Source organism: Salegentibacter salinarum (assembly GCF_900168115.1).
GTDB classification, from domain to species: domain Bacteria; phylum Bacteroidota; class Bacteroidia; order Flavobacteriales; family Flavobacteriaceae; genus Salegentibacter; species Salegentibacter salinarum.
The window spans coordinates 1-24,914 of record NZ_FUZC01000004.1 but is presented as its reverse complement, the minus strand read 5'-3'; the positions used below and the strand labels follow the sequence as shown (position 1 = coordinate 24,914).

At 36.2% G+C, this 24,914-nt stretch carries 19 protein-coding genes, 1 pseudogene and 1 riboswitch; of the genes and pseudogenes, 12 read left to right on the top strand and 8 right to left on the bottom strand.

The window, feature by feature from the left end:
- Positions 1 to 12: 12 nt before the first annotated feature.
- Positions 13 to 246, bottom strand: a riboswitch (cobalamin riboswitch).
- A 146-nt stretch (positions 247 to 392) separates the two neighbouring features.
- The 3 genes from B5X53_RS06030 to B5X53_RS06020 all read left to right on the top strand — a co-directional run bounded on the left by B5X53_RS06030 (position 393) and on the right by B5X53_RS06020 (position 3,528).
- Positions 393 to 1,547, top strand: a complete 1,155-nt coding sequence (locus B5X53_RS06030; protein WP_079712343.1) for an ABC transporter substrate-binding protein — start codon at positions 393 to 395, stop codon at positions 1,545 to 1,547.
- 152 nt (positions 1,548 to 1,699) lie between these two features.
- Positions 1,700 to 2,731, top strand: a complete 1,032-nt coding sequence (locus B5X53_RS06025) for a FecCD family ABC transporter permease (protein ID WP_079712342.1) — start codon at positions 1,700 to 1,702, stop codon at positions 2,729 to 2,731.
- A gap of 2 nt (positions 2,732 to 2,733) precedes the next feature.
- Positions 2,734 to 3,528 carry an ABC transporter ATP-binding protein gene (locus tag B5X53_RS06020; RefSeq protein WP_232764141.1) on the top strand — a complete coding sequence of 265 codons (795 nt, stop codon included), beginning with the start codon at positions 2,734 to 2,736 and terminating at the stop codon, positions 3,526 to 3,528.
- Here B5X53_RS06020 and B5X53_RS06015 read toward each other — a convergent pair.
- From B5X53_RS06015 to pelF, 5 genes are read right to left on the bottom strand one after another with little or no spacing between them, the layout of a single operon-like run.
- Positions 3,525 to 7,514 carry a DUF2194 domain-containing protein gene (locus B5X53_RS06015; RefSeq protein ID WP_079712341.1) on the bottom strand — a complete coding sequence of 1,330 codons (3,990 nt, stop codon included), beginning with the start codon at positions 7,512 to 7,514 and terminating at the stop codon, positions 3,525 to 3,527. The genes B5X53_RS06020 and B5X53_RS06015 overlap by 4 nt on opposite strands.
- Positions 7,514 to 9,505 (bottom strand): hypothetical protein, encoded by a 1,992-nt coding sequence (locus B5X53_RS06010; protein WP_079712340.1) that lies wholly within the window; start codon positions 9,503 to 9,505, stop codon positions 7,514 to 7,516. Before B5X53_RS06010 ends, B5X53_RS06015 begins: the two co-directional genes overlap by 1 nt.
- Before the next feature lie 10 nt (positions 9,506 to 9,515).
- Positions 9,516 to 10,307: an endo alpha-1,4 polygalactosaminidase gene (locus B5X53_RS06005; RefSeq protein ID WP_157822123.1), complete on the bottom strand. Its 792-nt coding sequence runs from the start codon at positions 10,305 to 10,307 to the stop codon at positions 9,516 to 9,518.
- Positions 10,308 to 10,314: 7 nt separating this feature from the next.
- Complete coding sequence (pelG, locus tag B5X53_RS06000) at positions 10,315 to 11,928, bottom strand: exopolysaccharide Pel transporter PelG (RefSeq protein WP_079712338.1); 1,614 nt, start codon at positions 11,926 to 11,928, stop codon at positions 10,315 to 10,317.
- 2 nt (positions 11,929 to 11,930) lie between these two features.
- Positions 11,931 to 13,454 carry a GT4 family glycosyltransferase PelF gene (gene pelF, locus B5X53_RS05995; RefSeq protein ID WP_079712337.1) on the bottom strand — a complete coding sequence of 508 codons (1,524 nt, stop codon included), beginning with the start codon at positions 13,452 to 13,454 and terminating at the stop codon, positions 11,931 to 11,933.
- 175 nt (positions 13,455 to 13,629) lie between these two features.
- On the opposite strand from pelF, the gene B5X53_RS05990 reads away from it, so the two are divergent.
- From B5X53_RS05990 to B5X53_RS05965, 6 genes are all read left to right on the top strand, one after another.
- A complete protein-coding gene (locus tag B5X53_RS05990; protein ID WP_157822122.1) occupies positions 13,630 to 14,610 on the top strand; it encodes an endo alpha-1,4 polygalactosaminidase in 981 nt (326 codons plus the stop codon).
- 81 nt (positions 14,611 to 14,691) lie between these two features.
- The gene (gene rmuC, locus B5X53_RS05985; protein WP_079712336.1) at positions 14,692 to 16,092 is read left to right on the top strand and encodes a DNA recombination protein RmuC; all 1,401 of its coding nucleotides are present in this window, start codon (positions 14,692 to 14,694) and stop codon (positions 16,090 to 16,092) included.
- A 64-nt stretch (positions 16,093 to 16,156) separates the two neighbouring features.
- Positions 16,157 to 17,299: a serine hydrolase domain-containing protein gene (locus tag B5X53_RS05980; RefSeq protein ID WP_079712335.1), complete on the top strand. Its 1,143-nt coding sequence runs from the start codon at positions 16,157 to 16,159 to the stop codon at positions 17,297 to 17,299.
- 4 nt (positions 17,300 to 17,303) lie between these two features.
- Positions 17,304 to 17,672 carry a 6-phosphogluconate dehydrogenase gene (locus tag B5X53_RS05975; protein ID WP_079712334.1) on the top strand — a complete coding sequence of 123 codons (369 nt, stop codon included), beginning with the start codon at positions 17,304 to 17,306 and terminating at the stop codon, positions 17,670 to 17,672.
- A 4-nt stretch (positions 17,673 to 17,676) separates the two neighbouring features.
- Complete coding sequence (locus tag B5X53_RS05970; protein WP_079712333.1) at positions 17,677 to 18,219, top strand: acyl-CoA thioesterase; 543 nt, start codon at positions 17,677 to 17,679, stop codon at positions 18,217 to 18,219.
- A gap of 5 nt (positions 18,220 to 18,224) precedes the next feature.
- Positions 18,225 to 19,199, top strand: a complete 975-nt coding sequence (locus B5X53_RS05965) for a bile acid:sodium symporter family protein (protein WP_079712332.1) — start codon at positions 18,225 to 18,227, stop codon at positions 19,197 to 19,199.
- Here the strand turns inward: B5X53_RS05965 and B5X53_RS05960 are convergent.
- From B5X53_RS05960 to rpmH, 3 genes are all read right to left on the bottom strand, one after another.
- Positions 19,194 to 19,586 carry a DUF423 domain-containing protein gene (locus B5X53_RS05960; RefSeq protein WP_079712331.1) on the bottom strand — a complete coding sequence of 131 codons (393 nt, stop codon included), beginning with the start codon at positions 19,584 to 19,586 and terminating at the stop codon, positions 19,194 to 19,196. The genes B5X53_RS05965 and B5X53_RS05960 overlap by 6 nt on opposite strands.
- 236 nt (positions 19,587 to 19,822) lie before the next feature.
- Positions 19,823 to 22,675, bottom strand: a complete 2,853-nt coding sequence (gene carB, locus B5X53_RS05955; RefSeq protein ID WP_079712330.1) for a carbamoyl-phosphate synthase large subunit — start codon at positions 22,673 to 22,675, stop codon at positions 19,823 to 19,825.
- A gap of 110 nt (positions 22,676 to 22,785) precedes the next feature.
- The gene (rpmH, locus tag B5X53_RS05950) at positions 22,786 to 22,944 is read right to left on the bottom strand and encodes a 50S ribosomal protein L34 (protein WP_075327124.1); all 159 of its coding nucleotides are present in this window, start codon (positions 22,942 to 22,944) and stop codon (positions 22,786 to 22,788) included.
- Between the two features lie 153 nt (positions 22,945 to 23,097).
- On the opposite strand from rpmH, the gene B5X53_RS05945 reads away from it, so the two are divergent.
- The 3 genes and pseudogenes from B5X53_RS05945 to B5X53_RS05935 all read left to right on the top strand — a co-directional run.
- Positions 23,098 to 23,613 (top strand): hypothetical protein, encoded by a 516-nt coding sequence (locus tag B5X53_RS05945; protein WP_075327125.1) that lies wholly within the window; start codon positions 23,098 to 23,100, stop codon positions 23,611 to 23,613.
- 140 nt (positions 23,614 to 23,753) lie between these two features.
- Complete coding sequence (locus tag B5X53_RS05940; protein WP_079712329.1) at positions 23,754 to 24,467, top strand: TlpA family protein disulfide reductase; 714 nt, start codon at positions 23,754 to 23,756, stop codon at positions 24,465 to 24,467.
- 155 nt (positions 24,468 to 24,622) lie between these two features.
- Positions 24,623 to 24,914 (top strand): annotated as a pseudogene (locus B5X53_RS05935) (IS110 family transposase); the annotation flags it as partial.

Sequence of the window (24,914 nt, the reverse complement as noted above, 5' to 3'; positions counted from 1 at the left end):
AAAGTCTAAGAATTTATTGGTTATATTCTGGCAGGTCTCCTGGCTCGCGTCTTGTTGTTTACCTTCCCATCCCAAAAGGAACAGTGGTTTTTGAAGTGATAACAACAAACATTCCGATAAAAAACCGGAACTTAGCTTACAGTTGCGGGAACAGCTCAGGCTTTGCGAAGTGAAAAACAACTTCTTCCTGATTCCCTTTTAATCGGCGTGAAAAAACACATCCGAACCAAAAATTTCAATGCGAAATTAAACATTTATTTGGGTTGCGACTATAAAATTCTAATTAATCTTACTTTTGAAAATTCCTATTAAAAATTTTCATCGGGTCGAATTTATTTCGCGTAGTTGATGAAGGCGACATTCCAATAAATTAATTCATTAATATTGTAAAAATGAAAATAAAGACTTTAAAAGCACTTAACTTCTTAATCCTTCTTTTAGTATTTTCCGCCTGTAAAAACGGGCAAAAAGATCAAAATACTGTTTCAACAACATCTGAAAAAACGGTTAAATTAAACCACGCTGCTAATTTTAGCATCAGTGATTTTGGCGATTATTATCTCTTAATAATTGAAACCCCCTGGCCCGATGCCGAAGAAGCGTTTACTTATCTTCTCGCAAAAGAAAATGCTGAAATTCCTTCCGGTTTAGAATATGATCAACAAGTTCAAATTCCTGTAGAGAAAATGGTGGTCACTTCTACCACGCATATTCCGGCTTTAGAAGCTTTAAATGAAGAAAACAGCTTAATAGGATTTCCCGGCCTCGATTATATTTCTTCAGAAAAAACCAGGAAATTAATTAATTCAGGAAAAATTAAGGAATTGGGCAAAAATGAAAATATAAATACTGAGGTTCTTATTGATCTCGATCCAGAAGTGGTAATTGGCTTTGCGATAGACGGAAATAATAAAACATTTGAAACCATTCAAAAAACCGGTATTCAAGTTATGTACAATGGTGATTGGACCGAACAAACCCCGCTGGGAAAAGCCGAATGGATTAAATTCTTTGGCGTATTTTACGATAAATTAGACGAAGCTGAACAGATTTTTAATCAAATAGAAACCGATTATTCAGAAGCGAAAGAATTAGCTAAATCATCAGCAGAAACTCCAAAAGTATTGAGCGGTGCTATGTATAAAGATCAATGGTATTTACCATATGGGAATTCCTGGCAGGCGCAATTTATTAAAGATGCCAATGCGAATTATATTTATGCTGATACAGAGGGCAACGGAAGTATGGCTCTTTCTTTTGAAAATGTCCTGGATAAAGCCCAGGATGCGAAATTTTGGATAAGCGTGGGACAGTATACTTCTTTTACTCAACTTTTAGAAGAATCGCAACATTATGAGCAGTTTGAAGCGGTACAAAATAAAAATGTCTACAGCGTAAGCCTAACCAAAGGCGAAACGGGCGGTGTACTTTACTTTGAGCTCGGGCCCCAACGCCCAGATTTAGTACTGAAAGATCTGGTTTCTATTTTTCACTCGGAACTACTGCCAGATTATGAAAACAGGTTTTTTAAGGCATTGGAAGAATAATGAAGAATAATATGGTGTGTTTAAGGATTAAAGTTTAAGGTTACAAATCATCTTTATAATTATGGATCTTAGCTATAATTTCATTATCGTTCTTCTTTAATTTTATCTACTCAATTTATTTTAGATATTTACACAGAAATAAATCACCGGCCTTGTTGCAATCCCAAAAATATGCACTTCCACTTCTACTCCTTTTTTTAGGAGTAATTATTCTGGGTTTTTTAAATATTAGTTTGGGGTCCGTCAACATTCCGTTTAAAGATGTTTTTGCCTCAATTTTTAACCTTGAGGTTTCAAAAGAAACCTGGCGTTATATCATTGTAGAATACCGGCTCCCAAAAGCAATTACAGCAATAATTACAGGCTCGGGACTTGCCATTAGTGGACTTTTAATGCAAACCTTATTTCGTAATCCCTTAGCGGGACCCTATGTTTTGGGTTTGAGTAGTGGTGCCAGTTTGGGTGTGGCAATCGTTATTATGGGTGCTTCAGTTTTTGGAGGTGCTTTCGCCGGAATTTTGCTTTCAAAATGGAGTTTGGTTATTGCTTCCAGTTTAGGGAGTTTACTTGTACTTATCGCCGTTATGCTGGCTTCACTCCGACTTCGAGATACTATGGCCATACTTATCATCGGGTTAATGTTTGCCAGTTTAACCGCTGCCGTGGTAAGTGTACTTTCATATTTTAGTCCGGCGGCACAGCTTCAGCAGTATGTATTCTGGTCTTTTGGAAGTTTGGGCGATCTTTCTTGGAACGAGGTGGGGATTCTCGCAATGTTTTGGTTTGTGGGAATAATTTTAGCCATTTCCTGTATTAAAAACCTCAACACCTTGTTACTGGGTGAACAGTACGCAAAAAGCCTTGGAGTAAGTATTCGAAAAAACAGGTTGATTATTATAATTGCTACCAGTTTACTTGCAGGAAGTATTACCGCCTTTGCAGGACCAATTGCATTTGTAGGTTTAGCTGTTCCGCATTTAATAAGGCAGATAATTCCCGTCAATAATCACAGTATTTTGGTGCCTGCGGTTATTTTAGGTGGTGCGGCCTTAATGCTTATTTGTGATATTGCGGCACAAATGCCGGGACAGGAATATACTTTACCTATAAATGCCATAACTTCGTTAATTGGCGCGCCGGTAGTAATTTGGCTTTTGGTGCGTAAACGTAAATTTTTATTCTGAAGTTGAACCCACCTGAAAAACATAGCATCCTTAAAACCATTGATCTCGATATAGGGTACAGTAATAAAACCGCGAAAACTATTATTACTGAAGCTATTAATATTGAAGTTCACGAAGGGGAACTGGTTGCTGTTATTGGCGTTAACGGAGTCGGAAAATCTACATTTTTACGAACCCTAAGTGGCGTTCAGGATGCGCTGAAGGGAAAAGTTCTGGTTAAAAATGAACAAATTCAGCAGATAGATTCTTTGGAACTTGCTTCGTTAGTGAGTCTCGTGCTCACAGAACAACCTATTTCTAAAAACCTAAGCGTTTTTGAACTGGTAGCGCTTGGCCGGCAACCCTACACCAATTGGATTGGCAGGTTGAGCAAAAACGATTTGCGGCAAATCAAGAAGTCTTTGCAAAATGTTGGAATTGAAGATTTGCAAAACAAAAAATGTTATGAATTAAGTGACGGTCAGCTGCAAAAAGTATTAATTGCACGGGCAATTGCACAAAACACTCCGCTGGTTATTTTAGATGAACCCACCACCCATTTAGATCTTTATCATAAAGCTTACGTGCTAAAACTGCTTAAAAAACTCACCCGAAAAACCAATAAAGCCATTGTTTTTGCTTCGCACGAAATCAATTTGGCAATTCAGCTTTGTGATAAGATTATATTAATGCAAAATAAAAAAGTGACCACCGGTTCTCCAAAAGAATTATTGGAATCAGGTGCATTTTCTACTGTTTTCCCGGAAGGATTAATCGTTTTTGATAAAGCTTCAGCTTCATTTAAAATTAATCCTTAATTATCTTTCAAAAAATATTTTAATCCAAAAGTGAAATTATTGGAGTAAAAGTTTTTAAGTGTAAAGAATTCGGCCTGGGTATTTAGATGAAGATACTTCGTGACTGGCCATACCACACTCCCGCGATACCGTTGAAATTCATCTGAAAAAGTATCCAGAAAATACCCGGCGTCAAGATTAATCTTCCAAAAATTATTTTCATTTACATATTCGTAAGCCATCCCCAATCCGCCATAGAAACGTTCATCTAAAGTCCAATACGGAAAGCCATTAGACCTGTTAGAATTACCCAACATTCCTGAAAATTCGGTATAAGGTCTAAATTTCGCCATTTTATTCAGCTTAAAATCCATAGATAAACTGGTAAGCGCCTGCACATCCATTATATCTTCATCGTTATAATGGTTTCCTTCTATATAAAAAACTGCCTGGAATTTCTCTTTAAACTGAAGTTCTTCATAGACATTTAATTGCGTTTGATAAATATCCAGAATATAGGCGGGACCGGTTATTGCTGGTTTTCTAAAAAACTGAAAAGAACTGTATAAACTATCTTTTGCAATAGACGCCGAAGCTTCGACATGAAGATATGCCCTCCCTGTTTCATTAAACTCCAGACGGCTTCCCAAACCAAAATTGAATTTTTCAATTCTCTCCCTGGTTTTAAACCTGTAAACCAGCCCGTGTAACTCCATATCTTCATTATTTTCCTGTTCCCCCTGAAACGGAATTGAATAGGCATTATAGCGGCTTAGCCCAAATTGATGTTGATTTAATTTCTTATCTCGAGTGCCAAACACCGCTTCTAAGCCAACAGAGGTGGGGTCTAACCTATCACTAATAATATTACTTCCAATTTGCACAAAATCCCCTTCGGTTATTCTTAAGTTTTGCTTTATTTTAGAAGAAACTTCAGGGTAAAAAATTGAAGGATATTCTTCTAAAAGTTGTCTTTTTAGTTTTGTATTAAGAAAAACCACAGTGTTATTTAGTTGCCTTCTTAATCGCTCTTTATTGTTTGATTCCGGCAATTCTGAAGCGAGTTCCCAGGATTTGAGCATTTCGCTACGACCCAGGTAATATTCGGTCATAAAAATCTGAATGGCTTCTTTTTCTTTTGGATTATCTTTCTTAGAATAATTAGCATATAAACGCTCTACCTCACTAAAATTTTCCAGTGAATAGAACCATTGCATACGTTCGGCCAATGGGAAATCTGGCACGCAGGAAGACCATTCCAGGGCTTTTCTATAACTTCCCTGGTCGCTATAAGTATAGGAGATTGTTGCAGCCAAATGCTTTAAATCTTCCCGACAAGCTTCTATTTCCAGAAGTTTCTGGGCCGCTTTTTTATTATTATCGGCAATAAGATATTCTATATAAAGCGGAAAGTTCCCTTCTTTTAAAAATTCATATTCTCCCATTTGCACACGCCAGTAGTCTATTGCACTTTCGGCAATATCATCGCTGCAAGTAGACCATTGAAGCGCCTGGCTGTATTGTTTAGCATCGGCAAAAATCCAGGAAATAGTAGATGCTGCAAGCCGAAAATTCTCCCAGCAGGGTTCTATGCCTTTAACTAAATTTAAAGCTGCTTCCGGATGTTTCTCATTTAGCAAGGATAAATAACTGGAAAGCTCCGCATCTACTTTAGTCCTTTCAATTAAGGTTAACAACTCTCCTTTACTTAACTGCACCTCTGAATTGCTTCCAAAATAATCAATAAAATCCTTTCTAAGTTTTAGGTTTTCAGGTTGCAAATCTATTTGTCTCAGCATCCAGCGTTTCCTGATTTCCAAATGTGGATAATCATTCTGGGTGGTGAATTCTGAAGAAAGATTTACGTAGACAGAAGATTTATTTTCACTGTATTTTCTTTCCAGCAACGGCCAAATTTCATTTTGGCGATTATTCCAACCTAAATATTGAAATAATTTCAACCAATCTTCACGTTCAAATATGCTGCTTTCAGCAATTTTAGATTTTAGCTCATCAATTTCTTTGTCAATATCTCCAAGATCTTCTGAAGGTTCTATCAAAAGATAAGATTCATAGATATGGGTGATTTCGCTAAAATCTTTAGAATAATTATTTTCAAATTTGGGTAAACTTAATTTTTTCTCCCGGGTTTGAATGTTGAAAAGATAACCGTCTAAAAAAGGAGTTTTTGTAAATTTAAATTGCTTACTTTTCAGAAAACTTTCAGCCTCAGTAGTATTTTTTTCTGAGATATAGGCGAACCAGAAGTTTTGATTTTCGGTATTCTGAATACTTGCAGCAACTTCAACTTCACTATCATTTTCAGTAAAATTATAAGGAATTTCCCTCCAGTTTTGAGTGATTTTTGCTGCTTCGGAAACTTTTAAAAATCGAATTAAAGGGAAGGTTTTCTTTACATCTTTAATATACTGGCGAAACCTTGGAAACAAGCCCGGAGACCCATCTTCTGAAACTCTCCACCCATAAGAATTTATATTCCTTAGAGTATAATCACCCGCACTTTCCCGAGGTTCTTCCCCGGGAATCTGGTAAATATCATCGGGGTGAATAAAATGCGTCCACACTCCCGTATAGAGATATAAAGATTGCTGATTGAATTGCCTGGTAGAAGTTAAAGAAAAGCCGCTGGTAATTCGTGGAAAATTGAAAAAATGATTGTTATAAGGTTCACTATCAAATTCTCTATCGCCACCGTCTTCAAAATTTCCCAGGTAAATACTGGCATTGTATATAATTTCGGGGATATTTTCTTCCAGAGCCACAAAACCGGTACTGTCTATAATATTTGAAGGCGGCACATAAGAAACCGGTAATTGGCCATAATTACGCGCTGCCCAACGTTTTTTAACTGCCTTAAGACTTAAGCCCATATAATTTTTATTGGGCCATACTTCACCGGTCAGCGAAGCGTGATTGTAACCGTGCAAAGCTACCTCATGCGTAGAATTTTGAAAATCTACCATAAGTTTATCTGCTGCATTATTACCATTAGAACCGGTTAAAACAGACTGTTCCCATTCGGGGAAATTAAACGGGGGCGAGGTACGGTTAGAATAATCAAAACATACATAGGCCGAATATTCCAGTCCTTCTTCCCTGGCCAGTTTAAGCATATCTTTCCACCAAACTTCAGTATAAAAACGCGCCTGACTGATATCCATTTCTGAAGTGACAGGTTCCATCTTTACATTATAAAGCGGCGCGGGAAAATCGTCTAACATTATGCTTGAAGCATTAGCCACTGGATAAGGAACCCCTTCTAAACCCTGTAATATCGCCGCAAAGAAAAGTCCGCGTTCTTGCTTCTGAGAATATTGATCGGTATTAAAAGTAATTACCGATCCATTCCCTATTTTATTTTTTATAATTAAAGGATAATTTTCTTCAGAAATTGAAGTTGCCAGGATTTCTATATTTTCTCTATAATTGTCTGCTTGCAGGCCAAAATGTTTGTTTTCATTTCTATATTGTTTCCCTTTTAAGGCCGGAAGAAAACTGGACTGAAATTTAAATCCTTGGGATATCGTATCTATTTCAAAGTTTGCATCTCCCCTTACTCCCGCTAAAAAACCAAAATTTTTATTAGTCCCTACCGAAGGAATAAAAATGTGACCGCCTTTTACAACAAATTCAATTAAAAAATTCATTGCATTTTTATTTAAAGGCTCAAGATCATAAATCACAATTACTTTAACCGAATTGCCTACTTCCGGTTTTTTATTAAAATCAAATCTATTTATTTCATTGTAAGGAATTTTAGCATAATTAAGGGCTTTTCTAATATGGTTACTGTTTTTGAAACTTAACTCATTTCCCGGTTCTACCAGATAAACTACCCACGGGTTCTCACTCAAGTTATCATACTCTACCCTGGGATTTGCCCCTTCTACCTCTTCATTTTCAATATCTTTTTCGCATCCTGTTAGGAAAAAAGAAAACACTACGAAAACCGCACTGAATATTTTAGTTGGTAATAATTTTTCCATCAAAATAATAGTTGATTAATATTACTGGCTCGTTCCCTGTTTTCAATCTGGTACACTTCTAAATTTCTATCCTCATAATATACATCAACATTTCTTCCTTTCAATTTTAATAATTCAATCCTTTCCAGGGTTAAATCTCTTTGCTTCTCTACTACGGCTTTTTTACCCTGATTACTTTCCTGTATCTGCTTGTATACAAATACAAACATAGTTTCAGGTAAAATAATATCCTGGTTATTTTGCAGGTATTGTAAATTATCTTTATACCTGTTGAATCTTCTGTCGCGCTCTATATAAGTGTTATTAAAATAATCGTAGTTATAGTAATAATGACTGTTCTTGCTAAAGCTGAAATACGGCAAAGCATTCACCACCGCATAGGAGTATGGCAAATTCCCCGATTGAATCTTTGAATAGGCTTCAAACACCATATTTTCTGTTTTATTCTCTTTAAAATTTAATGTTGCCACCCGTGGAAATGTAGAAATGGTAAGCACGGCAATTATTATGGTACCAATTACAACTTCCAAACGCGTGCCTACTTTAGGAGAGAAATTAAATACTGAAAAAAGGTTAACCATTACATTGACAATTATTCCGAAGAATATGGGAATAAATATGCAAAGTACCTGGCTCAAAATATCCAGGTCAACAAGACCGGTGTCTAATTGATAGATCCCAATCATTAAATTGATAAAACTGAGAAATACAAGGCTGGCCAACCATTTTTGCGATTTTTTGATATAATTATAAATTATAATAAGTAAAAAAACCACCGCGGCTATCTGGTAATAATTCATTAGGTCTCTAAATGGCGCGACCAGGTGAGGATTGTAGGTGTAAGTATCAAAAGAATAGAAGTTAGACAAAATAAATGCGCCAAAATCTTCTTTAGTAAGCAAGGCAGCTGCTCCGTATATTATTCCTATAAAGGCTACCGAAAAGAAATAGGCCAGGAAAATTTGAGTGATCTGTCTAAAATTCTTCCGAAATTTAAAAATGAAAAGTATAAGCAAATAAGGAAACACAAGTAAAACACCTACAAAAAGATCTAATAAAAGAATTGCGGTAAACAGGGTGAGTAACCAATAAAATTTCGCTTTTCTGTTAAAACTAAAACTTTGCGGATAAATACAGAAATACATAGTTGGCAAAGCAATAATTAAAGAGGTAAATACCGATTTATGCTCTGCAATTAAATCGATATTGATTGGCAGGAATGCATAAAATAGTGCAAAACTTAAACCTGCGAATATACCGGGCGCTTGCTTTCGTGAAATTTTGAACACGAGCCAGTAAATTATTAAAGAAAGTAATGCAGATTCTAACAATCCAAAAGATTGCAAAGCTTGCGCATTGGTTATATGGGTTAATTTTGCATATAAATTAATGAGTAAATAATCCCCCATCATTTCCCCGGTTTGGAAAAACCAGGTATGGGCAGAAATCCCATTTATAAAATTAAGCTTACTAAACCAGCTTGAAGAAAGCGTATAAACATCTTCTTGAAAAAGTGAACTTCTTGAGATATAGGTAAGGACCGGCAACAATAATCCTATGGCCAATTGCCAGTTTCTATGATATTGTGAAAGCCCGTGTTCGGGATGTTTATGTTTTGGTTTTATAATATTATCTCTATCCAGGAATTTCTGTCCTTTTTCCAGTTTTATAGTAATGTACAAAAGGGAACGAGTATATATTTTACGCAATTGTGTTTTTAACGGCTGATTAAAATTAAGGTTCATAAAAGCCAAAATAGCCAGGCCAATTATAATACTTATAATAACAAAGAGATCAAATATGCCGATTAGAATTAAAATAAAACTACCGAGTAATACCGCAGCCATAACGAGTGTTATGGTTGGAACCAGAAAATTTAAGGCAGATTGTGCCGAAATTCGGGTAGAAACTATTCTATGTATTAATAAAATTAATACAAACAACAGGATAATCCTCAACGGGCCGGTTAATAGGTAGGGTTCTAAATACATATTATTTAATTCAACCTTTTTCGGGAATACCCTGCAAATCTATTTTCCCAATAAAATAAGGCCAGGGGGTTTGTGCTAATCTATGTTTAATATCTTTTTTTAATTTTCTTGTTTCGGCATATTCAATTAAAACAACCGGGACTTCATATTCATCATACGCTTCTTTAAGCTCCTTTAAAAGTTGCTGAAAGATCGCTTCATCTCTTAATTGATATTTTTTCTGCTGAAAATTATAATCTGAAGCAATACTCTCTTTTGCTACTGACTTTATAAATGGGTGGGTATCTTTTATAATGGAAACACCTGCATTCTGCATTAAATGAATATTGGGATAAACTACATTTAAAAACTGTAGAAAGTCTATTAAAGCCTCTTTCTTTCCTGGCGTGGGTCCAAATTCAGTATAGTTGTCTATATTGTCTAAAAACATCCCATCCAGGCCTTTTTTTATATTGTAATCAAAAATACCCATTAGAGTTTCCCGGGTTTCATCATTTGCAATATCTAAAATATGGCTGTTCCAAATTTCATTTTTTCCGAAGGTGAAATCTTTTATTTCAGGAAAATGAGCAGCAGCTTCATTAACTTCTCCCAGACTTATATAACCCAGAACAGTCGTATTGTTTTGTTTTAAAACTGCAATGTCTTCACTATCAAAATGAGCGCTCTCTATTACTAAAATTTCGTATCCCGAAACTTCTGCGGGGTAAAAATCGCCATAGGTAAATAGTATCTGCTTTTCCTGAGTTAGTTCCTGTGCGACTGACTGTGCAGTATTTAAACAGATTGCGGCTGTAACCATAAATATTTTAATAAGATGCATAGTAGTAATAGTCCAGTTTTTTAAAGAAACTGTATGTTTCTCTTGTTGTAAGTATAGCAAATAGCAAAGACCCCACTAACATTCCCATAACACTGTATTCATAAGAAACCCATCTGCTTAAAAGTACGCCTATAATAAAATTCACCAGGAAAGCACTTATAATTGCCACAAGTGGTTTTCTATGTCGCCCCAGCGTATAAAGATATAGTACATTTAACATACCCAGGCTAAGAAATAAGTAACCAATACTACCAAGAATACAAACTTTTATGCTCAAAGGACTAAGAATCTCATCAAAACCTCTGGAATACCCCCAGGGTTGGGTAACAATAAGATATAATAACACTGCAATTCCGGCGGCACTAACCGCAAACAAACGTAGATGCTTAAAGTACATTCTTTTCATCTTGTCATTGAAATCCTGAAAATCTGAATATTTTGTTTGAAGTTGATGAAAATCCATATGTCGTATGTAAGAATGAATAGCATATTCCATTACCCCACCAAGCAAGAAGAAAATGAGGATAGCGAGATCCATTCCGATTTCATAATCTTTTTCGTAATAAATTATATAGGGAATATCCCGGTTCAAGGTAGAAGACCAGGCCACCATCCTATCTAGGAAAACAAAAAGAAAAATAAAAGTACCGTATAAAAAGTAGTTGAAATTTCGATATAAAGAAAGCATTACTTTAGGCTTCTTTTTTACCGTTGTCTGATTTTTCAGTTTAAAATGAAAGAAAGCATAGATATAACCAACTGATATTAATGAAGCAACGAGAATCCCCGTCCAATGGATAAAATAAGGATGTAAATCTGTATAAAAATGAAGTAAAAGTGCTAAAACCGTACCGGCAAAAACGCTAAATGAAAGCATCCACCTTTGTTTTAACGCATATAAAGGCGCTAAAACCAGTAACAAAAAACCTATAAACAAGGCGTAGATAAATGTTATAACCACAAAAAGAAAACTATAAAGCGGAATAACAAAATTTATAAGTATAGAGAATATAAAGAAACCTAAGATGGCAATAGTTCCGTTTTTTATAATTTGAATGGTAGAATGCCTCGCCATATGGTAATCTTTGTTATACCAATAATAGGAGACCTGCTTTCCCAGCACCTGTACAAATCCCGCGCTGCTAATAAAACCAATAATTACACCCAGCACTACTGCGGTAGATTGCAGGTTATTAAAGTGAGAGTATGTCCACAATGAAAATCCAAATAAAATTATAGCTACCACCTGTAGAAAAACCGGAAATAAATGTAAAAGCCCCGAAGTATAATCTACAATAAAGCGCTTGGTATTTTTTGTGGTAATATATTCGGTTAAAGCGAGCCTTTTATAAGTTTTTGCTTCAGCAACACGCTGGTTATTATTTTTAAGGTTTGCCAGGGTTATGGCATCGTAAGCCTTATAAATATAATTTGAAAGATGTATTATACTTTCAAACCCATAATCTTCTTTTGCATCTATTTCCCTAATTCCAAAAGATTCAATGGTAGCGGCTACTACATAAACATTCACGGGCTTACCGTTACGTTCTTTAACCGCAACCACAAGTTTTGCAATAGCTTTAATTTGATCTTTAGTCATTATCAGGAAAAATCTTCAATCTTGGTAAGCTTTTTTTCGGCCTTGGGTATTTGTACAATATCATCATAAATTGCTTCATATTCGCCAATAAATTTGGATAAGGTGAAATTATTTAAGACTCTTTCCCTTGCATTTCTACCCATACTCTTCCGCAAATCTTCATTCAGAAGCAATTTTAAAACATTGTTGCCAATTTCTTCAGCATCTTTTGGTTTACAGGTAAAACCGCAGCTATCGTCAAGCGCTTCTTTAACTCCGCCCACATCGGTAGAAACCACGGGAATTCCACAACCCATGGACTCAATTACGGTATAAGGAAATCCTTCAGAAATAGAAGTCAGAATAGAAATATCACCTTCCAGAAAAACTTCCTGAGGATTATTCCTTGGCCCCATGAGTTTAAAATTGTTTTTCAACCCTAATTCGGCTATAAGCTCAAGACATTCTTTGGTATATTCAGGTACCGCATTATTATCCCCGTATACAAGATATTGCACTTCCGGTATAGTTTTCTTAACTACCGCACAAGATCTAATCATAGTGAGGATATCTTTTAACTCAAAAATTCTTGCCAATGCTACTACAGTAGGAATATCTTTTAAATGCGCAGGTTTTGGGCCTGGTTTAAAAACTTCTGGGTCAATCCCGTTATAAATTATTCTGAATTTATCCGGATCTGCACCATACCATTTTTCCCATTTTTGATTGAATTTATTTACAGAAATAATAACCTCTGCCTTATGATAAACCAAACGGGTAATAGCTTCAGAAAACCTAATAAGTAAACTCTTTAAAAAATATGGATATTCTGAATTATTAATAGCCAATAACCTTTCCCTGATAAAAACTCCGTGTTCGGTTAGGATTATCGGGGTACCGTATTTGTAATTGGCAATAAGCGCCGGGATTACCGGGAAACCACTCAGAGTTAGATGAGATACATCTACTTTCGGAATATTGACAATCGCAAGAGGTATTAAAAACCTGTAAATCCAGCGTAGGCCTATGGTGATATCTATTAAAGATGCGTCAGGGTTGCGCTCACCAATAATAAATTTGGCAAGGGTATCTCTGTAAGTTAGCCAAACCCGTTCATTCCTAATGGTTTCTTTATAATCGTAGTCTTCAAAATAAAACCAGAGCTGGTGAAAAATTATATCCAGGTCTTCAATATCACGGTCATCGCTATAAATAAATTCCAGCAAGCTTTTAAAAATAGGAATAAACTTTTGAGCAACTATATCATCATTAGTCCACTCTTTTTTAGCCACAGTTTTATAATATTCCTCGCCGTAACTTATATAGTCATAAGGTTCATCTGGAGTCCAAAGCGGCACCTGTATCACTTCGCTAATATTATCGCTTAAAGTGTACTTATACTCCTTCTCAAAGGAAGCATTTATAGAATATAGTTTAAAATCTACATTGCTAACCCTGTTACATAAAATATGTGCCCAGGTAGAAACGCCGCCTCCATTAAAAGGATAGGTGCCTTCCATAATAAGCAATACAGATGGTTTCGCCATTTAAAATGTTTTGGGCCAAAAATATGTTAAAAATCAATTACTTAAAAAATTCGATGTCATAAAATTTTGAACAAATCCAAAATTATAATTGTTTAAATAGAATAACAATCCTGCCATAAAGCGTAATTTATAGAATGTAATTTAACTTATCTTTGCTTAAAATTGCCCCATAAATATGAACTTCTTTAGAATAAGCACTTATATGCTTTGCTGCTTATTGTTTTCCTGCGGCGAATACGAGGCTCAGGAATCAAATAAAAATATTGATTACCGCCAAGAAATGCGGGAGTTTGTTATTGAAATAAGTGAAACCGCGAAAGCTGAAGACCCTAATTTCATAGTAATTCCGCAAAACGGGGTTCAGCTGCTCGCCAGAGATTGCAGTTCACAGCAAATTCCTGCTTTAGAATATTTAAATGCCATAAACGCGGTAGCCCAGGAAGACCTTTTTTATGGTTATCCTAAGTTAAATAAAATCACCCCAAAAGCCGATAATACCTATTTAAGAAAGTACCTTGATCTGGCAAAAGACAAGGGCAAGCAAGTATTGGTAACCGATTATTCTTCCAACTTTAAGCTTATGAAAAAATCTTACCGGCTTAATGAGGAAAACAATTATATTTCTTTCGCGGCACCCAGTCGTAAACTGGATCAAATTCCTGCTTATCCTGTTTTTAATGAAAATAATAAAGATATAACCGAGCTTGCTGAAGCTAAAAACTTCCTCTACCTTTTAAATTACGCTGAATATTCTTCAAGACAGGATCTTCTGGCTGAACTAGCTTTCACTAACTACGACCTGATTGTTATGGATCTTTTCTTTCGTAACCAACCTTTTACTGCTCAAGATATCAAAAAATTAAAGAAGAAGAAAAATGGTGGGGAACGTTTAGTTATAGCTTATATGTCTATTGGCGAAGCCGAAGATTATCGCTTCTATTGGGAAGAAAGATGGAGTTCCGAATATCCAAACTGGCTTGTTGAAGAAAACCCCGATTGGAAAGGAAATTTTAAAGTAGAATACTGGAACCAGGATTGGAAAGATTTAATCTACGAAAACAATAATGCCTATCTTAGTAAAATAATTAATGCCGGGTTTGACGGAGTTTACCTGGATATTATAGACGGTTATCAGTATTTTGAGGCCCAAGAATAATTAAAACCTCTGCTAATCTAAGGCTTAAATTCTTAAACAATTCGGGCAAATAAGTATCTTTGGGAAAACTCCTGTTTCTCAATGAACGATTATTTACTCTTTGCTTTAATTTTTATCGCACTCCTACTCGGACTTTACCTCGGAAAACTTATTTCAGGATTAAAAAGTAAAAATAAAGAAGCTATTCTTGAGGAAAAAAATAATCAATTTTCACTTCAAATAGATGGTCTTAAGAAACAGATAAATAATAATTTAGAAAATTATAAATCTGAATTATCGGATTATAAAAATACGCTCCACCTGCAAACCGAAAAACTCGAAAAAGAACGGGAAGAAATTAGAAGAGAAAAAGATTTTTTAAACACCGAACTTACCCGAAGGAATGCCGAATTTGAAAATTTAGAGCAAAGAAATAAAGAACAAAAAACCGAAGTTGAGCAACTTCAGAAGAAGTTCGAAAAGGAATTTGAAAACCTCGCCAATAAAATTTTAGAGCAAAAATCTGAGAAATTTACCCTTCAGAATAAAGAAAACATTCAGAATATCTTAAATCCGCTACAGGAGAAAATCCTTCATTTTGAAAAACGAATCGAAGAGGGAAATAAAGAAAGCATAGACCGCCACGCGATGCTACGGCAGCAAATTATTGGTTTAAAAGAGCTTAACGAGCAAATGAGCAAGGAAGCCACCAATCTCACTAAAGCGCTTAAAGGCGATACCAAAACGCAGGGAAATTGGGGCGAAATGATCCTTGAGCGTGTACTGGAACGCAGCGGACTTCAAAAAGGCAGTGAATATACCGTTCAACAAAGTTTTACTAACGCCGAGGGCAAACGCGTTCTTCCCGATGTGGTAATTAACCTGCCCGGTGATAAAAAAATGATCGTAGATTCTAAAGTTTCACTTAATGCTTACGAACGCTATAGCAACGAAACCGAAGAAAATGATAGAAAACAGCATTTAAAAAATCATCTTGCAGCAATTAGAAACCGAGTAAACGAGCTCGGTAACAAAAATTACCATCAATTATACCAGATGGAAAGCCCCGATTTCGTCTTGCTTTTTATTCCGATTGAAGCAGCTTTTGCAGTGGCTTCCAACGAATACCCAGGTCTGTATTCTGAAGCTTTTGACAAGAATATTATCATCGTTACGCCTACTACCCTGCTGGCCGTGCTTAAGACCATAGACAGTATGTGGCAAAACGAAAAACAAAAACAAAATGCCATTGCCATTGCGACCCAGGCCGGTGCTTTATATGATTCTTTTACCGCTTTAACCGAAGAATTAACTAAAATCGGGCGGCAGTTAGGAACGGTCCAAAATTCTTATGAAGGTGCGATGAAAAAACTCACCGGAAAAGGTAATTTAATACGCCGGGTAGAAAAACTTAAGAAACTTGGCGCTAAAGCCAGCAAACAAATAGATCCTAAAATGCTTTCAGCTATAGACGAAGAAGAATTTGAAGAAAATAATGTATAATAATTCTTTTGCGAGGTTTTAAAAACCTTGTAGATATATTTCCAATAGTATAAAAAAACCATCAATGAATATCAATACAAAATCATTTTTGAGCCTTTTCATTTTCAGTTTATTTCTGCTGAATCTTTCTGCACAGGAAATTTATTATCCGACAAGTGGAACCTGGGAAGAAAAAGATCCCTCGGCTTTTAATTTAGATTTTTCTGAAGCAATAGAATTTGCTGAAACCAACGAATATTCAGAATCTAAAGATTTACGCCAAGCAATTTTAAAAGGCTTTCAAAACGAGCCCTATCACGATATATTAGGACCAACAAAACGCCGTGGTGGTCCGGCAGGAATAATTTTAAAAGATGGCTATCTCGTTGCAAAATGGGGCGATACTAAACGTGTGGATATGACTTTTAGCGTTACTAAAAGTTTTCTTTCTACCACTGCCCTGCTCGCGCGAGATAGAAGTCTGATAAAAGATATTGAAGATCCGGTAATTAATTATGTTTGGGACGATACTTTTGAAGGTGACCACAATTCAAAAATTACGTGGAAACATTTGCTTGAGCAAAATTCTGATTGGAGCGGGGAACTTTGGGGTTCTTACGATTGGGCCGACAGGCCATCCCGGGAGGGCGGAATTGACGATTGGAGAAATCGGCAACTCAACGAACCCGGAACACACTTTGAATACAACGATGTTCGGGTAAATGTGCTCGCCTATTCATTATTAAATGTTTTTAGAAAACCACTTCCCACAGTTTTAAAAGAAGAAATTATGGATCCTATCAATGCTTCTTCCAGTTGGCGCTGGTTTGGCTATGAGAATTCCTGGACTACCATAGATGGCTTGAAAATGCAATCGGTTAGCGGTGGCGGGCATTCCGGCGGTGGAATTTTTATCAATACCGAAGATATGGCGCGCTTTGGTTTGTTGTTCTTGAATAATGGAAACTGGAATGGAAAACAATTAATTTCAGAGGATCTTATAGAAGAAGCGGTGCAGCCTTCAGTAACAAATTCTAACTACGGATATATGTGGTGGTTAAATGTCGATGGGCCCAGACAATGGAAAAACATAGATAAAGACATTTTTTATGCGGCTGGTTTCGGCGGAAATTTTATTATTGTAGATCGTAAAGAAAACCTGGTAATTGTTACCCGCTGGCTGGAGCCTTCTAAAGTAGAAGAATTCGTGCAGAAAATTTATAACTAGAATTATGAGAAAAACACTTTTTGGTATTTTAGGAGGTATTTTATTACTCTTCATTGCCTGGTTTGCTTTTATCTACTTTGTGCCTTATAGCGAGGGTACACGAAGTGGCGAACTTATTAAATTCAGTAAAAAAGGTGTGATTTCAAAAACCTGGGAAGGAGAAATTAGCCAGGGAATTAGCGGTGCCCAGATCTTTCAATTTTCTGTCTTAGACAGTAACCAGGAAGAAATTGAAGCGCTTCAACAAAACGAAGGAAATTACGTAAGAGTTCGGTATGTGGAGCGTTATGCTACGTTTTTCTTTTGGGGCGACACCAAATATTTTATAACCGAAGTAGAAAAATCAGAATCCCCTCATTTTAGAGATAGATAATTTTATGACCCAATTTAAACACGTAAAAGACTCACAGGTAGACATTTCAGAATTAATGCTGCCTTCTCATTCAAATTTTAACGGAAAAATTCACGGGGGCTACGTGCTCTCCCTAATGGACCGCATAGCTTTTGCCTGCGCCTCCAAACATTCTGGCGCCTATTGTGTAACCGCCAGCGTAGATACGGTAGATTTCCTAAAACCAATTGAAATTGGCGAACTGGTTACTATGAAAGCTTCTGTGAATTATGTTGGAAACAGCTCTATGGTAATTGGGATTCGTGTGGAGGCCGAAAATATTAGAACCGGCGAAAAGAAACATTGTAATTCTTCTTATTTCACGATGGTAGCTAAGGCTGAAGACGGAAAATCACTACAGGTTCCCGGGTTAATTCTTACAAATGAACACGATATCCGGCGGTTTGCGAAGAGCATAAAACGTAATAAAATGAAGCTGAATCGTAAACAGGAATTTCACGAAACCGATTTTTCTTCAAAAGAATATGTGCATCTTTTGGAAAAATATAAGGTTAAAATAGAGCAGTAAACAATTTGAAGTTCAACGGATTTATAGCGACTATTTTTGTAGCGATAATTATCGCCTATTTATTCCCTGAAGGAATTGTGCTCTTCCCGCTAAAAACCATTACCGACATCGGGATTGGCTTTATTTTCTTTTTCTACGGATTAAAACTATCCCCCGCAGAATTCAAATTGGGCTTTCTAAATTATAAGGTTCATATTGTGATTCAGTTAACCACTTTTGTTGTTTTCCCCCTATTAGCATTGCTATGTTTACCGCTTTTTGAAACAGGAACAGGTTCAGATTTGTGGATTGCTTTATTTTTCCTCGGAACATTGCCCTCTACAGTTTCTTCTTCTATCGTGATGGTTTCCCTGGCAAAAGGGAACCTTCCAACCGCCATTTTTAACGCCAGCCTTTCGGGTTTAATCGGGATATTTGCCACACCCATCTGGTTAAGTTTTTTTCTGAGCGGAAATGCAGATTTTGAATTCCTGGATGTACTTATAAAATTATGCTGGCAGATAATTATCCCGTTAATTCTAGGATTATTTCTACAGAAATTCCTGGGTGATTTTGCCAGAAAACATAGTAAAAAATTAGGATTATTAGACAAAACCACCATTATACTAATTGTTTACTCCAGCTTTAGTAACTCATTTACATCCAATATATTTAGCAGTGTAGAAACAGTAGATTTACTTAAACTTACCGCGATAGTTGTTTTAATATTTTTCGTGGTTTATTTTGGACTTAATTTAATCTGTAATCTATTAGGCTTTGATTTAAAAGACAAGATTACTACCCAATTTTGCGGTACTAAAAAATCCTTGGTTCACGGTTCGGTAATGGTAAAGGTGATTTTTGGAAATTCAGCAAATACCGGGCTTTTATTACTGCCTATAATGATCTATCATTCGTTGCAATTAATACTAATCGCTTTTTATGCCGAAAAGTATAGAAAACGTGTGCTTAGTGTTGAAGCTTCAGAAAAAGCTTTATAAGTAAATTGCTATTTCAGCAATATTTTTAGTGAAAAATATCCAGCCAAGAATAAGTAAAAGTCCGCCAAGTGGCGTGATTGGTCCTAAAATCTTTATTTTCTTTCCTGCTGAAGCACTTAAGGTCAGGCCATAGATACTAAAAGAAAATAAGAAAATCCCAATAATAAAAAACCAGGCAATAAGTTGCTGCGAAGTTCCAATAAACGGAAAAACAATGCCGGAAATTATTAGCATAATCGCGTGGTACATTTGGTATTTTAGGCCGGTTTCAAAACTTTTTAACTGATCCTCAGAAAAGCGTTTCTTTAAAGCGTGCGCCCCAAAAGCACCGAAAATAACCGCTAGGGTGCCGTAAATTCCTCCAATTATAAGTACCAGTTCCTTCATAAGTTTATCAATTTGCTGCGAGGTTTCTTTTAACCCCGTAGGTATATATTAAAATAGAAAAAACCTACAAGATTTCGAAAACCTTGCAGGTTTTTTAGTTTATTAGGCTTTCTAAAAAAGTAGATAAATCGTCATTCTGAATTTATTTCAGAATCTAAGATATAAACAAGTTAGAAGCTGGAACAGCTTGACGAAACGAGTGCTTTCCAAGAGCCTCACTCTTTTATATTCAATTCCTATTTACTCAAATACATTTTCCTTCTGCTGTAAAGATCGTAAAAGGCATCATCTTTTAAACTATCTATAAAGAGAATGCTTTCTCCTGTACTTTTCATTTCAGGACCAAGTTGCTTGTTCACTTTATGAAATTTATTGAAAGAAAACACAGGTTGCTTTATCGCGTAACCTTCCAACTGTGGATTAAATTTAAAATCTTTCACTTTTTTATGTCCCAGCATTACTTTGGTCGCATAATTCACATAAGGCTCTTTATATGCCTTTGCGATAAATGGTACCGTTCTAGATGCTCTAGGATTGGCTTCAATGATATAAACCATATCATCCTTAATAGCGAACTGGATATTGATTAAACCAACCGTATTAAGCGCTAAAGCGATCTTACGGGTATGATCCTTAATTTGCTGCATCACAAGGTTTCCAAGGTTAAAAGGAGGTAGCAAGGCATTAGAATCCCCCGAATGGATTCCGCAAGGCTCTATATGCTCCATAATTCCGATAATATGAACATCTTCCCCATCGCAAATTGCATCGGCTTCAGCTTCTATGGCACCATCTAAATAATGATCCAGTAATAATTTATTATTCGGAATTTTTCTAAGCAGGTCTACTACGGTTTCTTCAAGCTCATCTTTATTGATCACGATCTTCATTCCCTGGCCTCCCAATACATAAGACGGTCTTACCAGGATTGGGAAATCAAGCTCGTCGGCAAGTGCTAAAGCTTCTTCTGCAGTTTCAGCGGTTCCAAATTCAGGATAAGGAATATCGTTGGCCTGAAGTAATTTAGAGAAACTACCGCGATCTTCAGCAAGATCTAAGGCTTCAAAGCTGGTTCCCATAATTTTTATTCCGTAGCGATCCAGTTTTTCAGCTAATTTCAGCGCGGTTTGTCCACCAAGCTGAACGATCACTCCTTCGGGTTTTTCGTGGCGAATAATGTCATAAATATGTTCCCAGAAAACCGGCTCAAAATAAAGCTTGTCGGCTATATCAAAATCGGTTGAAACCGTTTCAGGGTTACAGTTAATCATTATAGTTTCATAACCACATTCTGATGCGGCAAGTACGCCGTGAACACAGCTGTAGTCAAACTCAATTCCCTGTCCTATTCGGTTAGGTCCCGAACCAAGAACTACAATCTTCTTTCTATCGCTTACTTTGCTTTCGTTATCTACATACCGTTTTCCATCCGGAGTTTCAATATCGGCTTCAAAAGTGGAATAATAATAAGGAGTTTCCGCTTTAAATTCAGCAGCACAGGTATCTACGAGTTTGTAAACCCGGTTTATTCCTAAATCTACTCGTTTATTATAAACTTCACTTTCCAAACAATCCAGCATATGTGCTATTTGCCTATCGGCAAATCCCTTTTGTTTCGCTTCCAGCAAAAGATCTTTAGGCAGGGAATCTTTATCGTACTTAGAAATCTCTACATCTAATGCGTAAAGCTCCTCGTATTGTCTTAAGAACCACATATCTATTTTGGTGATCTCGTGAATGCGGCTTAACGGAATTCCCGCCTGTATCGCATCATAGATTACAAAAACGCGATCCCAGCTGGCGTAGGTAAGTTTTTCTATAATTTCGTCGTACTTGGTGTAACTTTTTCCATCAGCACCAAGTCCGTTTCTCTTAATTTCAAGGGACTGGGTAGCTTTATGAAGCGCTTCCTGGAACGAACGTCCAATTCCCATCACTTCTCCCACAGATTTCATTTGAAGTCCTAAAGTGCGATCTGCGCCCTCGAATTTATCAAAGTTCCAACGTGGGATTTTTACGATCACGTAATCTAATGTAGGCTCGAATAAAGCTGATGTAGATTTAGTGATTTGGTTTTCTAATTCATCTAAATTGTAACCAATAGCCAGTTTTGTTGCAATTTTTGCAATTGGATATCCGGTAGCCTTTGAAGCCAAAGCAGAAGACCTGGAAACCCTTGGATTTATTTCAATAGCAATAATGTCTTCTTTTTCATCTGGACTTACTGCAAACTGCACGTTACATCCCCCGGCGAAATCACCAATGCTGCGCATCATTTTTATCGCCATATCACGCATACGCTGGTAAGCGGTATCGCTTAAGGTCATAGCCGGTGCTACCGTGATAGAATCCCCGGTATGAATTCCCATAGGGTCCATATTCTCAATAGAACAGATAATTACCACATTATCGTTCTTATCTCTTAAAAGCTCAAGCTCATATTCTTTCCAACCTAAAAGCGCTTTATCAATTAGCACCTCGTGAATTGGTGAAGCTTCCAGCCCGTGAGTAAGTTTCTCATCAAACTCGTCTGGGCCGTGTACAAAAGAAGCGCCACTTCCGCCTAAGGTAAAAGAGGCACGAATTACTAAAGGAAAACCAAATTCCTGGGCAACTTCTTTTCCCTGAAGGTAAGAAGTTACGGTTTTGGCTGGAGCTACGGGAATTCCAATTCTTCCCATAAGTTGTTTAAACTTCTCACGATCTTCGGTAATATTAATAGCGTCAATATCAACTCCAATTAATTTTATTCCGAAATCTTCCCAAATTCCTTTCTCATCGGCTTCAATACAAAGATTTAGAGCTGTTTGCCCTCCCATTGTTGGTAAAACGGCATCTATATTAGGATGCTTTTTAAGAATTTCTACAATAGATTTTGTAGTTAAAGGTTTCAGATAGACGTGATCTGCCATAGACGGATCAGTCATGATAGTAGCCGGGTTGGAATTTAGCAGGATAGTTTCTATCCCATCTTCACGCAATGAACGTAAAGACTGTGTTCCGGCATAATCAAATTCGCAGGCCTGGCCTATAATAATAGGTCCTGAGCCAATAATAAGGATACTTTTGAGGTTGTTGTTTTTGGGCATTTTTATCAGGATTGTAGCATATGAAACATAAAAGTAAGGAAGCGATTGGATATAAAAAAAGGCGTTACTAAAAAAGTAACACCTTTAAATATTTTAAATCCTAATTCTCATTAGTGCTTATGTCTGTTTTCAGAAGAGACAGATATTTTCTTTCTTCCTTTAGCCCTTCTTCTGGCGAGGACTTTTCTTCCGTTTGCACTAGCCATTCTTTCTCGAAAACCGTGCTTGTTCTTTCTTTTTCTCTTAGATGGTTGAAACGTTCTTTTCATTTTAAATATCTTTAAATCTTCTGAATAATCGTTTTTTTAGCTCTCTGTAAAACTGCGTGCAAATATACAAAGCTTTTTAACTATTACAAGAGGTAATTTAAATTATTTTTAATTGTTTTTCTTACCTTTGCCGCTTCCAAAATAAAAGCATTTATGTTTAACAAGAATATCAAATTAGTTTTAGCGGGAGCTGTAATAGGTCTTGCCATTTGGCAGTTTATAGAAGGAAACATTGGAAATGGTATTATGTACATCCTCCTTTCCTTAATTTTTATATTCCTGTATTTTAAAAATGAAATGATATTGCTTGCTTTTCTAAGACTTAGAAAGCAAGATTTTCCCGGCGCAAAAAAGTGGTTAGATAAAATTAAAAATCCGGAAACTGCCCTTACACAAAAACAACAGGGTTATTACTGGTATTTACATGGGCTAATGGTTTCCCAAACCAATATTACCCAGGCCGAAAAATTCTTTAAACGCGCTATTAAATTGGGCCTTGCAATGGATCAGGATTTGGCAATGGCTAAATTAAACCTGGCAGGAATCGCAATGACCAAACGTCGAAAAAGGGAAGCTACCAACTTACTTGCTGAAGCTAAAAAACTGGATAAGCACGGAATGCTTAAAGACCAGATTAAGATGATGAAGCAACAAATGAAGAAAATTTAATTTTTTCATAAATTGAGTTAATTTCATCTTTCTTTAATTTTTCCGCAACTTTTAGCCGAAATATTGACCCTTCAGCGATAATATTTCAGTGCTAGTTTCTTCCGAAGTATCTTTGTTTTCAAATGAACACAACAAAGTGCATGAAGAGACTTTTACTCCTCTTTTTTATAATTCTTGGCCTAAATATTCAGGCCCAAACAGAGAAAAGCGACAAGCTTTATTTCTCTGATGCACTTGTTATGCACTTACCTGAATATAACAAAGAAGCTAAAGCGGCGTATAGACACAGGCGATTTGAAGAAGCCGACCGGTTATTTGAAAACTTTGTTAGAAATAAAATTCAGGGAACTTATATAGACAATTTTAAATTTCTAAATCTTAAAGGAAAAAAAGTTGCCTTATACGATTATAAAAAACCTGTTTATTTATTAACTTATGCTTCCTGGTGTATTCCTGGAAAAGGCGAAATACCGGCGCTTAATGAATTAGCCGATAAATACAGAGATAAAATTGATTTTGTGATTGTATTTTGGGACAAAAAGGAAACCGTAAAAGAACTGTCTAAGCAATTCAATTCGCATATAAATGTGTTATATGTAGATGAAACCAGGAACAACCATGCTTATGTTGTAGAAAACCTGAAACATTCTTTAGGTTTACCTACTTGCTATTTAATTGCGGGTGATAGGGAAATTATGGATATTAAAAGAAGTATTTTTCATCCTTATAATTTATCTAAAGAGGAATCTTTTGAACTGAATTACGAAGCGATTAATTCGGCGATTACAAATAATCTTATTGGAAATTCAGAAAAGCAGGCACAGGTACAATGGAGCGCCATTACACCTGACTAATTAGAGCAACGGAGCCCAAAGCCTTGCCAGAGCTTCTCTTATCTTTTCTAAAGCAGGTCTTTGCATCCACTCATTTAAAGTTAACTGGGTGGTTTCTTTTAGCATCGATGAAAAAGCAGTAAATCAAGTATCTTAAATAAAAAAAACGATAAGATATGGACACTCAATCTACTGCTTCAATTCCAAAGTTATACGTTGGTATTGATATTCACAAGAGAAGCTGGAAAATACATTGCAGCACCGATCTTTTTGCAGGTAAATCCTTTTCCATGCCACCTTTTCCTGAACAATTGTTTCAGTATGTGAACAAACATTTTCACGGGTACGAAGTTTCCACGGCTTATGAAGCTGGATGTTGTGGCTACTATGCCCATCGTTCTTTTGAAAGCTACGGCTGGAAATCTTTAGTAGTCAATCCTGCAGATATTCACCGCAAAGGAAAAGAAC